General features: G+C 68.9%; 12 protein-coding genes. 8 read left to right on the plus strand and 4 right to left on the minus strand.

The window, feature by feature from the left end; all coding sequences use genetic code 11:
• Window position 1: 1 nt before the first annotated feature.
• Window positions 2-1,384, minus strand: coding sequence for a cysteine--tRNA ligase (gene cysS, locus MFF07_RS15360; RefSeq protein ID WP_147818372.1), 1,383 nt, complete (start codon window positions 1,382-1,384; stop codon window positions 2-4).
• A gap of 318 nt (window positions 1,385-1,702) precedes the next feature.
• Between cysS and MFF07_RS15365 the strand changes: the two genes are divergently transcribed.
• Both MFF07_RS15365 and MFF07_RS15370 read left to right on the plus strand, forming a co-directional pair.
• Window positions 1,703-2,029: a hypothetical protein gene (locus MFF07_RS15365; protein ID WP_147818371.1), complete on the plus strand. Its 327-nt coding sequence runs from the start codon at window positions 1,703-1,705 to the stop codon at window positions 2,027-2,029.
• Between the two features lie 83 nt (window positions 2,030-2,112).
• A complete protein-coding gene (locus MFF07_RS15370; protein WP_147818370.1) occupies window positions 2,113-2,367 on the plus strand; it encodes a type II toxin-antitoxin system Phd/YefM family antitoxin in 255 nt (84 codons plus the stop codon).
• Window positions 2,368-2,377: 10 nt separating this feature from the next.
• On the opposite strand, the gene MFF07_RS15375 is transcribed toward MFF07_RS15370, so the two are convergent.
• Entirely contained in the window at window positions 2,378-2,908 is a 531-nt protein-coding gene (locus MFF07_RS15375) for a CreA family protein (RefSeq protein WP_147818369.1), read from the minus strand.
• A 152-nt stretch (window positions 2,909-3,060) separates the two neighbouring features.
• Here MFF07_RS15375 and MFF07_RS15380 point away from each other — a divergent pair, with 152 nt between their 5' ends.
• The 3 genes from MFF07_RS15380 to MFF07_RS15390 all read left to right on the plus strand — a co-directional run bounded on the left by MFF07_RS15380 (window position 3,061) and on the right by MFF07_RS15390 (window position 8,066).
• Complete coding sequence (locus MFF07_RS15380; protein ID WP_147818368.1) at window positions 3,061-4,059, plus strand: DUF2865 domain-containing protein; 999 nt, start codon at window positions 3,061-3,063, stop codon at window positions 4,057-4,059.
• Between the two features lie 234 nt (window positions 4,060-4,293).
• Window positions 4,294-6,651 carry an OmpA family protein gene (locus MFF07_RS15385; protein WP_444543602.1) on the plus strand — a complete coding sequence of 786 codons (2,358 nt, stop codon included), beginning with the start codon at window positions 4,294-4,296 and terminating at the stop codon, window positions 6,649-6,651.
• Between the two features lie 182 nt (window positions 6,652-6,833).
• Window positions 6,834-8,066, plus strand: a complete 1,233-nt coding sequence (locus MFF07_RS15390; protein WP_147817996.1) for an MFS transporter — start codon at window positions 6,834-6,836, stop codon at window positions 8,064-8,066.
• Between the two features lie 121 nt (window positions 8,067-8,187).
• Here MFF07_RS15390 and MFF07_RS15395 read toward each other — a convergent pair whose 3' ends face one another.
• Both MFF07_RS15395 and MFF07_RS15400 read right to left on the minus strand, forming a co-directional pair.
• Window positions 8,188-9,975, minus strand: coding sequence for an ATP-binding protein (locus MFF07_RS15395; RefSeq protein WP_147817997.1), 1,788 nt, complete (start codon window positions 9,973-9,975; stop codon window positions 8,188-8,190).
• Window positions 9,976-10,110: 135 nt separating this feature from the next.
• Complete coding sequence (locus tag MFF07_RS15400) at window positions 10,111-11,121, minus strand: alpha/beta fold hydrolase (RefSeq protein WP_147817998.1); 1,011 nt, start codon at window positions 11,119-11,121, stop codon at window positions 10,111-10,113.
• A gap of 413 nt (window positions 11,122-11,534) precedes the next feature.
• On the opposite strand from MFF07_RS15400, the gene MFF07_RS15405 reads away from it, so the two are divergent.
• The 3 genes from MFF07_RS15405 (at window position 11,535) to MFF07_RS15410 (ending at window position 14,642) form a co-directional block, all read left to right on the plus strand.
• Window positions 11,535-13,076 carry a porin gene (locus MFF07_RS15405; protein WP_147817999.1) on the plus strand — a complete coding sequence of 514 codons (1,542 nt, stop codon included), beginning with the start codon at window positions 11,535-11,537 and terminating at the stop codon, window positions 13,074-13,076.
• A 507-nt stretch (window positions 13,077-13,583) separates the two neighbouring features.
• Window positions 13,584-13,715: a hypothetical protein gene (locus MFF07_RS22545; RefSeq protein WP_281407172.1), complete on the plus strand. Its 132-nt coding sequence runs from the start codon at window positions 13,584-13,586 to the stop codon at window positions 13,713-13,715.
• A gap of 21 nt (window positions 13,716-13,736) precedes the next feature.
• Complete coding sequence (locus MFF07_RS15410) at window positions 13,737-14,642, plus strand: autotransporter-associated beta strand repeat-containing protein (RefSeq protein ID WP_238232311.1); 906 nt, start codon at window positions 13,737-13,739, stop codon at window positions 14,640-14,642.
• Window positions 14,643-14,661 lie beyond the last annotated feature (19 nt).

The following is a 14,661-nucleotide window of genomic DNA, read 5'->3' on the forward strand; positions in this document are numbered from 1 at the left end:
GCTACGTGATCACGCTCCAAGTGGTCGTCCCGTCCTTGTTGTCCTTCACCGCGACGCCCATCGCGGCCAAGGCATCCCGCACCCGGTCGGACGCCGCCCAATCCCTGGCGGCACGGGCGGCCCGGCGGTCTTCGATCAGCGCCTCGACGGCGGCGACGTCGATCCCGGCGGCCTGGACGCTCGCCTCGGCACGCCCGCTCCGGGTCTGCCCGAGCAAGCCCAGCAGACCCGCGCCGGCCTTGAGCCGTGCGGGCTCGTCCAGCCGGTGCAGCTCGGCCAGCGCCGCAGCCGTGTTGAGGTCGTCGAGGAGCGGTCCCAGCACCGCGGGCGGCACGTCATGCGCCGGCGAAACATCGCCGACGAGGCCGTACCAGCGCTCCAGCGTCCGGTTCGCCTCCTCGAGCCCACGCAGCGTCCAATCGATCGGCTGGCGATAATGCGTCTTCAGCATCGCCAGCCGCACGACCTCACCCGGCCAGTCGGCCAGGACCTCGCGGATGGTGATGAAGTTGCCGAGGGACTTCGACATCTTCTCTCCCTCCACCTGGAGAAAGCCGTTGTGCAGCCAGACATTGGCCATCACGTCGGTGCCGAAGCAGCAGCGCGATTGCGCCACCTCGTTCTCGTGATGCGGAAAGATCAGGTCGATGCCGCCGGCATGGATGTCGAAAGTCTTGCCGAGATGCTTCCACGACATCGCGGAGCACTCGATGTGCCAGCCGGGACGGCCCGGTGCAGCAATGCCCGAGGGTGAGGGCCAGGACGGCTCGCCCGGCTTCGAGGGCTTCCACAGCACGAAGTCGAGGGGCGAGCGCTTGTAGGGCGCGACCTCGACGCGGGCTCCCGCCTCCATCTCGTCAAGGGGCCGCCGCGAGAGGCCGCCGTAATCCGGCATCGAGGGCACGTCGAACAGCACGTGGTCGGCGGCGACGTAGGCGTGACCGGCCGCGACCAGCCCCTCGATCAGCGTGACCATCTCGACGATGTGGTCGGTGGCGCGGGGCTCGATGAAGCGCGGGCGCTCGCCCGCGACGTTCACGTCGTCGGGCATCAGCACGCCCAGATCGCGCACGTCCGCGTGAAAGGCCGCGAGCGTCTCGTCGGTCAGCTCGCGGATGGTGATGCCGCGGAGCGCCGCGCGGGCGTTGATCTTGTCGTCCACGTCCGTGACGTTGCGGGCGTAGGTGACGTGGGCGTCGCCGTAGAGGTGGCGTAGCAGCCGAAACAACAGGTCGAAGACGATGATCGGCCGCGCGTTGCCAATATGGGCCGCGTCGTAGACCGTGGGGCCGCAGGCATAGACGCGCACATGCGTCGGATCGATCGGCGTGAACGCCGCCTTCTCGCGCGTCAGCGTGTTGTAGAGCCGCAACGTCGGCGTCATCAGAGTCCATCCCGCTCGGAGCCGCCCGTCCCGCGCCGCCTGCGCCGGTCCTGGCCCCTATCCCGTTGTGCCGTGGCCGCTTTCGCGAGGAACCTCACCCGGCCCCGCCGCCCCTGCCACCGTCCCGCCCCATTGCCCGACGGCGCTGTGGCGCATGGGCGACGGTCGCGGCCGCCTGCATCCGCTACCCCAAAACGGTGATCGATTCGAGAACGACCCCGCCGATCGCTCGACGACGAGCTGTTGCGGCAAGGGTTTGTTTACCGAGCCGTTCGAACACTCCGCAATCGCGCGAAACCGATTCACGAGGTCCCGACCATGCGCCTTCAGGCCGCCGCCGTCTTCGCTCTCGCCCTGGTCTCCGCCGCCGCGACCCAGGCCACCGCCGCCGAGACCGCTGCCGTCCCGCATGTCGAAAAGGCCTTCCTGATCCCGGCCAACGAGGGCTACGGCACCGGCGAGTGCCTCACCGGCGGCAACAGCGAATGCGGTCAGGTCGTCGCCAACGCCTGGTGCGAGTCGCAAGGGTTCGCCTCCGCCACCTCCTACGGCGTCGCCGCTCAGGACGAATACACCGGCGCCATCGACATCACCCCCGTCCGCAAGGCCGCCGAGCGCCCGATCCGCATCACCTGCCAGGATTGATTTTTTTGGGGTTGTTCGGCTTCCGGCTGACGTTCGGTGTCTAGGATTGTAGTATCGGCCTCTCGACTTTGGGGGCCGATACCATGAAGCGCATCGGCATCATGGCCTTTCGCGAAGCCCTCGACATCCATCTCGATCGCGTCGAGACTGAGGGCAGCGAGTTGGTGATCACCCGCCGCGGATGCCCCGATCTCGTGATCCTGCCGCGATCCGAGCTCGAAGGCCTCAAAACGACTCGACGGATTCTCGAATCGCCGGTGGACGCGGAGCGCCTCCGAAGGTCGATCGCGGAGCTCGATGCTGGTCTTGGCCAGCAGCATGACGTCATCGAGCCTTGAGTCGGAAGAATCACCCCTTCGCGAAGTCCCCGCACTTCTGCGAGGCTTCCGTGCCCCACGGCATCAGCGGCACGGCGGAAGTCGAGTTCTTCGGTGAGCCCTGCACCACGCGGTCCGAATAGACCATGTAGATCAGCGTGTTGCGCTTCGCGTCGCAGCCGCGCACGATCTGCATGGACTTGAAGATCAGCGAGCGGCGCTCGCTGAACACCACCTCGCCCTGCTTGAACTTCTCCTTGAACACCACCGGCCCGGTCTGTCGGCAGGCGAGCGAGATGTCGGAGACGTCCTCGGCCAGCCCGAGGGTGCCCTTGATGCCGCCCTTCTCGGGCTGGGTGTACCAGCAGGCGACGCCGCTCACGGCAGGGTCGTCGATGCCGTAGACCACGAGCTTGTCGTTCGGCGTCAGCGGCCGCCAGACCGTGGACTTGTCGAAGATCCGGTCGGGATCCTCCGCCCGCGCCGGCACCGTCGCGCCAGCCAGCACCATCGCCCCAAGCAAGGCCATCCCGCACCGCATGGTGCCCGTTCGCCACATCATCGCACCATTCCCCTCCAAACTCGGCCGTGAGGATGTGGTGTGTCTGTCGCCGCCGCGCGAGGGGGGCTATCCTGTCTGGCAGTCGACACGGTCGCGCCCCGATTCACACGAGCCGGACATCGCCCTCCCGTGACACGCATCGCGTTTTTCCCATGCCGCTGATCGCCCCGACCCTTCGCCGACGCGCCGCCGCCGCCGCGATGGGCGCGCTCGCGCTCGGCACGGTCCTGCCGGCCTCTGCGAACCCGTTCGCGTGCCAGCGCTACAAGGCCGAACTCGCGAGCCTGAACGACAACGGCGCCACGCGACGCGCCCTGCAGAGCGAGATCGGCCGGCTCGAATCCTATTTCCGCTCGCTCAACTGCGAGGGCGGCAAGTTCCTGTTCTTCGATACGCGCCCGCCCCAATGCGGCGCGGTCGAGCAGCGCATTCGCGCGCTGAATGCCGGCTACGGTGCGCAGAACGGCGAGGTCGTCGCGGCCCGCCGCCGCCAGTTGCTCGCGGCGATCGGAACCGCCTGCACGGATCCGACCCTGCCGGCCGACGGCGATCCGGTCTCGCAGACGGCGCGCGGCGGCGGAAAGGTGATCTGCGTCAAGACCTGCGACGGCTCGTATTTCCCGATGAACAACCTGCCGGACGGGCGCGGCGGGGCGGACGAGATGTGCCAGGCACTCTGCCCGGGCACCGAGGCCGTCGCCTATTCGATGCCGAACAGCGACGAGGGCCTGCGCTCGGCCGCCACCATCAAGGGCAGCCGCGCCTATGCGGCTCTGAAGACCGCCTTCAAGTTCCGGACGCAGTTCGAACCGAACTGCTCCTGCAAGCGCGAGGGCCAGAGCTGGGCGCAGTCGCTCGCAAAGGCCGAGAGCATGCTGGTCCGGCACAAGGGCGACATCTTCGTGACCCCGATGCAGGCCGAGCGCCTGTCGCGGCCGCCCAAGGTGCGCCTGACCCTCGTCGGCCGGGCCGACAAGACTGCCGCCGAGCTCGCCGCAGACGCGGCCAGCCGCACCGGAACCGACACCACGGCCACCGCCGGTCCGGTCGATGCGGCTCTGGCCGTGGCCAAGGCGAACCAGGACCGCACGAACGTGCGCGTGATCGAGCCGTCGATGATCCCGGTTCCGGCGCGCGGCGGCACGCCCTGAGGTCTGTTTTCGGATCGGCTCCGGGCTTTCGAACAGCTTGTCCTGCCGCACCCGTCAGCTGGCCGCCAAGTCTCTGACCCGGCAGGCTTTCGTCGGCCTGCGACGCGATGCGCCGGCGGCGTGGCCGCCCCTGCCGCAATTTGACGCCTTCGAATTCGGAACCATATCGCACGGACGCCGTTCGGAAGCCCCGATCGGGTTTCCACGACTTTGGACGAAGGTGACTGAATGCGGATGACCCGCTCGCTGCTTCTGACCGGCACGATCCTGCCGGCGTTGATCCTGGCCGCGCCGGCCTGGGCACGCTCCGTCGACGACTCGCCATCCGCACGGATGGAGATGGCGCAGCTCGGCGAAGATGGCCCCCCCGGACGTGGCGGCGGTGGCGCCGGACCGCGTGGCGCTGGCGGCGAGCGCGGCGGCGGATTGGAGCGTGGTGGCGGTGGCGGTGCCCCGGCGGCGCGCGAACGCCCGGAAGCCCCGGCGGCCCGCGAGCGGCCGGAACCGCGTCAGGCACCGGCTACCCGTGAGCGCCCCGAGGCACCCGCTGCCCGTGAGCGCCCCGAGGCGCCGGCCGTGCGCGAGCGGCCCGAGCCGAGGCAGGCCCCGGCCGCGCGTGAGCGCCCCGAGCCGGCAAGCCCGCCGGCGGCGCGCGAGCGTCCCGAACCCCGTCAAGCCCCCGCCACCCGCGAACGCCCCGAGCCGGCGACGCCGCCGGCCGCGCGCGAGCGTCCCGAACCCCGTCAGGCTCCCGCTGCCCGCGAGCGTCCCGAGCCAACGACGCCACCGGCGGCGCGTGAGCGTCCCGAGCCCCGTCAGGCTCCTGCGGCCCGCGAAGCACCCGAGCGTCCGACAGTGCCCGCCCAGCCGACGCGCCCGACTCCGCCGTCGAGCGACGAGCCTGCGCGGACGGCACCGACCCGCCCGACTGCGCCGGCCACGCCCCCGGCCGCGCAGCCGCAGACGGCTCCGACTCCCGCCCAGCGCCGCGCCCCGGATGCGCCGACGCCGCCGACCGCGGCACCGCCTGCCACGCCGCAGCCCGGCCGCCCCGCCGATCCGCAGGCGCCCACACCACAGAACCGCCAGCAGCCGACCCAGCCGAACGCCGCCACGCCGCCGGGCACCCCGCCCGGCGCGGCTCCGGGTGCCGCGCCCGCAGCACCCGCCGCTCCGAACCAGCGTCCGGGCGTGCCCGGCCGTCCGTTCACGCCGCCGGGCCAGCAGCCCAACGCCGTGCAGCCGGGCGCACAGCCCGGCACCGAGCCGGGCCGGGATCCGAACCAGCCGCGGCAGGGCCGTCAGCCCGGCGAGCTTCCTCCGGGCCAGACCGCACCGGGTCAGCCGGGGCAAGTGCCACCCGGACAGGTCCAGCCGGGCCAACAGCCGAACACGCTGCAGCAGAACGGGCTCCAGCCCGGCCAGCAGCCGGGTGGCGTCGGGCGTGACGGCGACCGCCGCGGTCCTGGCCTCGACAACGATCGCCGGGACGGCCGCAACGACGGCGACCGCCGCGACCTCGATCGCCGGGACGGCCGCAACGACGACGACCGTCGCGACGGCTACGATCGTCGCGGCGGCGGCCCACGCGACGGCTTCAACCAGCCCGGACGGCCCGGCTACATCCCCGGCGGATTCCGGGACAGCCGCGAGGACGACGACATCCGCGACTACGGGCGGGTGCAGCGCGACCGCCGTGAATACGAGGTGGACGGCCGCGCCTATTATCGCGAGCCCGGCCGCATCATCGTGCGCGACCGCGACAACTACTTCATCCGCCACGACGAGAACGAGCGCTTCCGCGATCTCGACCGGCGCGGCTATCGCAGCGAGCGCCGCGGCAGCCAGACCTACAGCTTCATCGACCGTCCGGGCGGCGAGCAGATCGTCACGATCGTCGACGACGACGGCCGTCTCGTGCGCCGCTCGCGCCGCTTCCGCGACGGCCGCGAGGTCATCCTGATCAACAACAGCTACGGCCCCGGCGGACCGCGCCCGATCTACGACGACGTGGTCGACCTGCCGCCGCCCGACATCCGCATCCCGCGCGACCGCTACGTGGTGGATTACGAGCGGGCCGATGCCCGCGCCGTCTACGGTGCCCTCTCGGCCCCGCCGGTGATGGCGATCGACCGCCGCTATACGCTCGATCAGGTGCGCTACAGCCCGCAGCTGCGGGCGCGCATGCCGAGCGTCGACATCAACACGATCACCTTCGATTCGGGATCCTTCACGGTCACGCCTGAGCAGGGCCGCCAGCTCAAGAACATCGCCGACGCGATCAACCAGACGGTCCAGGCCAACCCTCAGGAGGTCTTCCTGATCGAGGGCTACACCGATGCGGTGGGCGCCGACGTCGACAACCTCTCGCTCTCCGACCGCCGCGCGCAGTCGGTGGCGACGATCCTGACGCAATCCTTCCAGGTACCGCCCGAGAACCTGACCACCCAGGGCTACGGCGAGCAGTACCTGAAGGTGAACACCCAGGAGGCCAACCGCGAGAACCGCCGCGTCACCGTCCGCCGGATCACGCCTCTGCTGCAGCAGCAGGCGGACCAGCAGGGGACACCGCCGGCGGCTCCGCCTCAGTGACCACTCATCCCGGCCCGCAGCGATGCGGGCCGGTTTTTTGTGGGCATGCGGGCGTGGCGGGGCCGCCTTGTGCGCCGTCCCCTGCCCAAGCTGATGTGGGAGGCCAGTTTGAGGGAACAGGCGGGCGGCGCCGGGTGGAGCACCTCGTCCCCGCCATGGCACGGGAAAGACGGCCAAGAGCAATGGACGAGGCGCCCAACCGATTGATCGAGGCCGGGACGCCGGACTTCCGCCGCACCACGCTTGCCCTCTTCGCCGCCGGCTTTTCGACCTTCGCCGTGCTCTACGGCGTGCAGCCGCTGATGCCGGTCTTCGCCGACGCCTTCCAGGTCTCGCCGGCCGAGAGCAGCCTCGCCCTGTCGCTGCCCTGCGCGACTCTCGCGATCGCCCTGCTGATCGTCAGCCCACTCTCCGAGGTGTGGGGCCGCAAGCCGGTGATGGCGGTTTCGCTGTTCGCCTCGGCGATCCTCACCATCGCCGCGGTGATGATGCCGAGCTGGCACGGCTTCTTGCTATTGCGCGCCCTGACGGGCATCGCCGCGAGCGGCCTGCCGGCCGTGGCGATGGCCTATCTCAGCGAGGAGATGCACGGGCGCGCGATCGGCCTCTCCATGGGCCTGCTGATCGGCGGCAACGCGCTGGGCGGCATGGTAGGGAGGCTGCTTGCCGGCATCATCGCCGACCACGCCTCCTGGCGGCTCGGCCTCGGACTCATCGGCGTGCTGGCGCTGCTGGCGGCGGTCGCCTTCCAGTTCGCGTTGCCCGCCTCGCGGCATTTCAAGGCACATCCGATGCGTTGGCGCGAGGTGCCGGCGAGTTTCGGGCATCACTTCACCGATGCCGGCCTGCCTTGGCTCTTCGCTGAATCCTTCCTGCTCATGGGCGGGTTCGTCTGCGTCTACAACTACATCGGGTTCCGCCTGCTCGATCCGCCCTTCTCGCTGAGCCAGACCGCGATCGGCGCGATCTTCGTGGTTTATCTCGCCGGGACCGCGAGCTCCGCGATCACCGGCGAGATCGCGAGCCGGCTCGGGCGGCGCAAGGTGCTTTGGCTGGCGATCCTGCTCGGGCTTGCCGGCATCCTGCTCACCCTGTCCGACAATCTGATCGCGATCATCGCCGGCATCGTCGTGATCACGATCAGCTTCTTCGGCGCGCATTCGGTGGCGTCGAGCTGGATCGGGCGTCGTGCCATGACCGATCGGGCGCAGGCCTCCTCGATCTACCTGTGCCTGTACTATCTCGGCTCCTCCGTTCTCGGCACCACGGGCGGCTGGTTCTTCGCCCATGCCGGCTGGCCGGGCGTGGCCGGATTCTTCGGCGGCCTCTACGTCCTGGCACTCCTGGTCGCGATCCGGCTCTCGCGGTTGCCGCCGCTGCCCGAACTGATCGCGGCTGAAATCCCGAGGTCGTGAGGGAAGGGATCCAGCCCTCACCATCACCATCATCGCCGCCAAGCGATCCGGGCCAACGCCCTGACCATCGAAGGCGCGGTTCCGGATCGGTTCGCGACAACGGAATGGGTCCAACCCCCGTTCACGCGACCGGCAGCTGAATCTCGACGGTCGTGCCCGCGCCGGGGGAGCTCTCCAGCTTGAGGCTGCCGCCGCACTGGGTCGCGAAACGCTCGACCATGGTGAGGCCGAGGCCGGAGCCCTTGCCCAACTCCTTCGTGGTGAAGAAGGGCTCGGTGACGTGCTCGAGCATCGCCGCGTCCATGCCGCAGCCGGTATCCTTCACCGAGAGGATGAGGAAGCGGGGCGAGGTCCCTTCCACCCGCACGGCAATGTGGATGCGCCCGCTATCCGCCATGGCGTCGCGGGCGTTGACCACGAGGTTGAGCAGCGCCGTCTCCAATTCGTTCGGATCGGCCAGCACAGCGGGTAGACCCCTCGGCGTGTCGAGGGTGATGCGCACCCGCGCGCCTGCCGCCTGCCCCAGCAGATCGACCACGCCGATCACGAGGTCCGAGACCTGGACGGGATCGGGCGTCGATTCCTGCCGGTGGGCGAAGGCGAGGAGCCGGCGGGTCAGCGCAACGCCGCGCTCCGCCCCCTGCGTCGCGCCCCTCACGTAGCCGTCGAGCTTGTCGAGGTCCGGACCCTGGCGGTCGCGCAGGCGTCTGGTCGCGAGTTCGAGGTTCACCAGGACGACGTTGAGCAGATTGTTGAAATCATGCGCGATGCCGCCGGTGAGCTGGCCGAGCGCCTCCATCTTCTGTGCCTGCCGAAGCGCCGATTCCGCCTCGACCCGCTGGCGCGCCTCGGCGAGCAACAGCCCATGCATCGCCGCCTCGTCGCGCGTCTTCACCAGCGCGAGGCGGGCTACGGTGAACAGCACCAGGGTAGCGATCGCCGCGATGACGAGATTGATCGCCGCCTGCCGCCGCCATGGCACCAGTACGCTGTCGACGGCAAAGCCCACCTCGACATAGACCGGGTAGCCGTCGACCTTGCGAAAACCCGAGATCCGTCGGGTGTCGTCAAGCGGCGAGACATAGTCGATCGTGCCCTCCTCGAGGCGGCGTGCGAGGTTTGGATGGCGCGACGCGAGGCCGACGGCATCGAGGGTTCCCGTTTCCTGCGGGTCAATCGAGGGGTGGCCGGCGGGAGCCGGAATTTGCACGAGCACGCGCGAATCGGCCCTGACCAGCGCCACCCGGTCGCTCTTCGTGAGAGCGAGCGTGCTGAAGAAGTCCTCGAAATAGCGCTGCGACATCGACACCACGAAGGTGCCTGACGGGCGGCCGGTGACGTCGCGGCGGGCGCGGGAGGCCGCCAGTACGACCTTGCCGGAATAGCGGCTCGTCACCGGCAGGCCGAGCGCAAGGCCATCGCGGCCCTGGAGGAGAGCAAGCCGGTCGCGCCCGGCGGCATCCTCCTCGGGCGCCGCATCCACGTTGCGGATATATTCGCGGTCGCCGACATAGGTCCTGGGGACGGGGAAGTAGCGGCTATGTGCGATGGCGCTGCCGTCCGCGTCCACGAGCGACAAGCTGTCGACGGTGCTCATGTCCTGGTCGATCTCGGCAAGATAGTCGTGCAGCGGCCGTTCCTGGAACACGCCTTCGGCGTGCTGAAGGTGCTCCTCGATCCGGCTCAGGGCGACGTTGTAGCCGTCGAAGGTCGACGAGACCTGTTGCGCCAGAAGCTCCGCCATACGCGTGGTACGGTTCGTCGCATTGTCGAGTAATAGCGCGCGACCCTGCAGCGTCACGAAGGCCAGAACCGCTATCGGGCCAGTCAGAGACAGGATGAGCAGAATTCGCAGAACGCCGACGGCACCTTCGACCTTCCGCAGACGACCTCCCATGACTTCGCGCATACCCGCGTCCTGCTCGCACGAGGCGATTCGTTCGCGACCATCATGACACGATCCGAGTTTAGCAAGTCATGGACCCGGAATTCGATCGGTCTGTGCAGGAATACAGCGCAGCACAGGTTGCATCGATACGGTAACTCACCCGATCCGGCTCAGGAAATCATCGTAGAGTTGGAAAACGGCTCGTTCGTTCTCGAAGTGCGGAAAGGCGCCTGTAGGCAGCCGTCGCACGGTCCAGTTCGGCCGGGCGACCACGTCTCCGATCCGGTCGTAGTCGACGAAATCGCCCCGTGCCCCGCGTAGCATCCAGACCGGCAGGCGCAGCTCTCCGTAGATTCGGCTCACATCCGTCGGAAACAGATAGCCCGAGAGAAACGAGAACGGCGCGTATTCGGCGCCGGGCTGGCGGACGGAAAGCCGGTCGTATTCCAGCAGGCTTTCGTCGATGTCCTTCGAGCCCCAGGTCCGCTCCAGAAAATAGCGCATGCTCGGCCGGCTCACCAAGGCGTCGAAGAGCGGACGCCCCCAGAGCGGGAAGCCGACGATCCCTCGCGCCAGCGGGCGGCGTCGGTCGCCGCCATCCGGCCCCGAGCCGGAGAGCCGGCCGTCGAAGCCTGGCGGGCTGATCATGCCGAGGCTCGCATAGTCCGAAGGGCGCTCCAGGGCGGCGCGGGCGAGGTAGGCGCTCGGCAGAGACAGGGCGAGTGCATCGATCGCAGGGCCGCCGTGACGGTGGCGGATCTCGGCGGTGACGGCGTGGATCGCGTCCGTCATCAGGCGCGGCGTGTAGATCCGGTCCGAGCGCTCGGAGAAGCCGAAGCCCGGCAGGTCGATGGCGTAGACCGGCCGGCTTCGGCGGTAATGCTCGTAGAGCGGCCGGACCTCGTAGGCGTTGGCTGCCGCGTTGATCGAATGGATCAGGAGCAGCGGCACCCCGGCCCGCGTGTCGGCCGCGTAGAAGCTCACGGCGCCGGCCCCCGTGCGCAGCACCCGGCGGCGGCCGGACAGGGCGGGCGGCAGCGCCGGACGGTTCAGCCCGAGGTGGCTCCGCGCGATCCAGGCGCCTGCAACGGCCAGCGGCAGCAGGGCGAGTGCCTTGGCGGCGGGCCCTTTTGCCCGGGGGAGTCGGCTGTTCGGCGTTTCGCGCATGGCTGGCTCGCGTGGCGGAGATCGCGCGACAACGCCGGACGCGGGGGTTTGTGCCGCCCGAACGAACGACGGCTCCAACCGATTCCGGACGCCGCCGCTCTGAGTCCCTGCCGGAATGACCCGTCACGGATAACCCGAACGTCTTAATCCCTACACAAATCACTATGACGGGCCCGTGACATGCCCCACGCAACTAAAGATGGATTCAGCAATATATCAACAGAACTGACTATGGTTTCGATGAGACACCTGCTCCGAACAACTCGGAGTCCACTTTCTTGGTTCCAACCCGAATGCTAGTTGGCCGATATGAATGCTTGCAGCCGGGATCTTCGGTGCCGGCATCAAACGCGGCGCGGCATTCACTCGCAGGGTCGCGCGGGTCTCAAGGTTAGCCGAAGAAAGATCAAGTCATGAAACAGCACATCTTCGCGGCGGCGCTGGGCTTGAGTGCCGTGACATTGCCGTCCGTCGGCGCACAGGCACAGACGGTTGCGGAGCTGCAGAAGCAGATCAACGAGCTCAAGGCGATGGTGGCCGCGCAGGCCGCCGCGAACGCCCCGCGGCGCGGGACCCGCGGCATGGTCCTCACGGCCCGCAACACCGATGCCGGCACCATCCCGGCCGCTGGCCGGCCGGTGGTGTCCGCGGCGTCGCCGGTGCATCACAAGACGGCCGCCGAACACGCCGCCGAGCATCCCTTCCACATCGAGGACCCGGAGACCTGGTGGCCGGCGATCGTGCCGCCGGACTACGATCCGCTGATCGACAAGCCCGGCACCGCCCCGAAGACCTGGTTCGAGCGGATCCAGATCCGCGGCTACACCCAGCTGCGCGGCAACGAGTTCATCGCCGGCGACCGCACGGCTCCGGCCGGGATCTCGCGCCTGCGCGGCGTCAACGACGGCGGCATCACCGACAAGAACAACTTCACCTTCCGCCGGGTGCGCCTGATCATCCAGGGCGACATCCACGAGCGCGTGTTCCTATACCTGCAGCCCGACTTCGCGGTGAGCGTGGCCGGCCAGAGCGGCACCGAGCAGCGCCTGCACTTCGCGGCTCTGCGCGACGCCTTCGCCGACGTGTTCCTCGACGACGAGCGCCGCACGAAGCTCCGCTTCGGTCAGCAGAAGGTGCCCTACGGCTGGGAGAACCTGCAATCCTCGCAGAACCGCCTCGCCCTCGACCGCTCGGACGGCATCAACAGCGCCGTCCCGGGCGAGCGCGACATCGGCATCACGGCCTACTACACGCCGTGGCACGTGCAGGCGATCTGGGACCGGCTCGCCAAGAGCGGCCAGAAGCTGTTCGGCAATTACGGCACCTTCGGCGTCGGCATCTACAACGGCCAGACCATCAACCGGGTCGAGCAGAACGATGCCCTGATGGTCGCCGGCATGGTGACCTGGCCGTTCGAACTCGACGGCTTGGGTCCGTGGGCCAAGGGACAGGTGGTGGAGTTCGGCGCCTCGGCCTACCACAACCGGTTCCGGCCCGAGGTTCGGCTCACGCCGACGGCGGGCACCACCCTCGGCGCGCGCGACTTCGAGGATGCCCGCCTCGGCCTGCACGCCATCCTGTATCCGCAGCCCTTCGGCATCCAGGCCGAGTGGAACTGGGGCAGAGGGCCGGAATTCGACGTCGCCACCCGGACGATCCAGAGCAAGGGTCTCGAGGGCGGCTACATCCAGGCGATGTACAAGGTCGACGACTCGCCGGTCGGACCCTTCTACCCGTACCTGCGCTTCCAGCACTACGACGGCGGCTACAAGTCCAGCGTCAACACGCCCCGGCTGGCCTCCGACGAAGTCGAGGTCGGCATCGAGTTCCAGCCGATCAAGCAGGTCGAGCTGACCCTGGCCTATGCGAAGCGACGGGCGAACGAGGCCGACGAGCGCCGTTTCGGCCGCGCCGAGGGCGACCTGTTCCGCGGGCAGCTGCAGATCAACTACTGATTGGAACCTCGTTTCCCGGAGACCGCTTTCGCCCGATGGGCGGAAACCGGGACAGACAGGGTTCGATCCGCAGATCCGGATGAGCCCGACAAGCAAAACGGCCCCGCACGAGCGGGGCCGTTTTCATGCGTTCCATGGTTCCAGGCTGATCGCTTCGGTTTCATGACGTGCCCTTCTGCGGACAGATGGACCACCGGCGAAGCCCGATCCTAGACTTGCCGGGCCGTCGTCGCGGTCATGCTGCAGGCGCTCATCACGATCGGAATCGTCGGCATCGGCGTGTTGCCCTCGACACGACCGACGGGATGACGCGGGCCGGCACGCTGATCGAGACCCTCGGCTTTTCCCTTGCCGCGAATCGATTGCCGGGGCGCGACTGTCGATTGGTAGACCCAGTCAATGGCGCCCGGTCTGACTCCTCTCTAACCCGAGCAGGCTGAGAGCGCGCCGAAAACCCCGCAAAGGGGCGCGGCAGCGCCCGCGGTGATCGCCTGAGGGGGCATAGTCATGGAGAGCGTCAACGGCACGGCCGTATCGGGATCGTTCCGGATGCGTGGCCTGTGGCTCGCCTCGACGGCACTGGTCGGGATCCGGCTCCTGCCGCAGCCGGCGCCGAGCGTGCTGCACGTCGCCTCTTAGCAATCGCTGCTGCAGGCGCGATTGGCCCGCCTCCTCGCGCTGGCGATCGAGACGCCGGCATCGCTGCTGGCTCGGCTCGACGGCGCCGGCAGCGGCGCCGGGATCGAGACCGGCGGCACGCAAACAATCAACGTGACGGCACTAGGAAGTAACGGCGGAGGCGGCTTCTTTGCTGGCGGTGGAGGCGGCGCGGGCGGTTACGGCTTGGCCGGCATCGGGCTTTCGGCGTTGACGGTCAACGCGACGATCACGGGCGGCGAAGGCGGCAGCGGCCAATTCAGTGGTGATGGTGCTGGTGCCTGCGGCGGTGGCATCTACTTCGATACCGCTGGGTCCTCCCTCCTCGTCGCCGGTGGCAGCATTACCGGTGGTACGGGCGCGCAGGTCGCTCCGGGCGGTGCAGGTGTCGTCGGCACCGGACTTGCCGTCACGCTCAGCGGTGGCACGATCAGCGGTGGCGGCAGTGCGAATGCCCTGATCTTTCTCGGAAACACGAACAGCCTGACCCTCGCCACGGGCGGGACGATCTCCGGCGCCATCGGCATCCTCGCCGGCACGCTGCAGATCAATGCGGCCCCCGGCGGCTCGACGCTCGCCAACGTCATCACTGGTGCCGGCGGCGTCATCCAGGACAGCGCCAACACGCTGACCTTGGCGGGCGCGAACACCTATTCCGGTGGCACCACGCTGGGCGCCGGCATCCTGAGCGTGGGCGCCGACACCAATCTCGGCGCGGCATCGGGCAGGCTGACCTTCACCGGCGGCACCCTGGAAACCACGGCCGATCTCACCAGCGCGCGCCGTCACGCTGAGCACCGCCGGCACCGTGCAGGTCGATACCGGGACGATCACGACCCTGAGCGGCGCGATCACGGGTGGGGGCAGCCTGGCCAAGTGATCCTCCCCCGGTTTCACGGACACCTCTGATACGCTCCTTGCGGGCGGG

The sequence above is a fragment of the Methylobacterium thuringiense genome (assembly GCF_022179645.1).
Taxonomy (GTDB): domain Bacteria; phylum Pseudomonadota; class Alphaproteobacteria; order Rhizobiales; family Beijerinckiaceae; genus Methylobacterium; species Methylobacterium thuringiense.

Excerpts from the sequence above, each read along its gene's own strand:
- MFF07_RS15375 (WP_147818369.1), bottom strand. The coding sequence starts at position 2,908 with ATGATGTGGCGAACGGGCACCATGCGGTGCGGGATGGCCTTGCTTGGG.
- MFF07_RS15370 (WP_147818370.1), top strand. The coding sequence starts at position 2,113 with ATGAAGCGCATCGGCATCATGGCCTTTCGCGAAGCCCTCGACATCCAT.
- MFF07_RS15390 (WP_147817996.1), top strand. The coding sequence starts at position 6,834 with ATGGACGAGGCGCCCAACCGATTGATCGAGGCCGGGACGCCGGACTTC.
- MFF07_RS15400 (WP_147817998.1), bottom strand. The coding sequence starts at position 11,121 with ATGCGCGAAACGCCGAACAGCCGACTCCCCCGGGCAAAAGGGCCCGCC.
- cysS (WP_147818372.1), bottom strand. The coding sequence starts at position 1,384 with ATGACGCCGACGTTGCGGCTCTACAACACGCTGACGCGCGAGAAGGCG.
- MFF07_RS15395 (WP_147817997.1), bottom strand. The coding sequence starts at position 9,975 with ATGCGCGAAGTCATGGGAGGTCGTCTGCGGAAGGTCGAAGGTGCCGTC.
- MFF07_RS15380 (WP_147818368.1), top strand. The coding sequence starts at position 3,061 with ATGCCGCTGATCGCCCCGACCCTTCGCCGACGCGCCGCCGCCGCCGCG.
- MFF07_RS15365 (WP_147818371.1), top strand. The coding sequence starts at position 1,703 with ATGCGCCTTCAGGCCGCCGCCGTCTTCGCTCTCGCCCTGGTCTCCGCC.
- MFF07_RS15385 (WP_444543602.1), top strand. The coding sequence starts at position 4,294 with ATGACCCGCTCGCTGCTTCTGACCGGCACGATCCTGCCGGCGTTGATC.
- MFF07_RS15405 (WP_147817999.1), top strand. The coding sequence starts at position 11,535 with ATGAAACAGCACATCTTCGCGGCGGCGCTGGGCTTGAGTGCCGTGACA.
- MFF07_RS22545 (WP_281407172.1), top strand. The coding sequence starts at position 13,584 with ATGGAGAGCGTCAACGGCACGGCCGTATCGGGATCGTTCCGGATGCGT.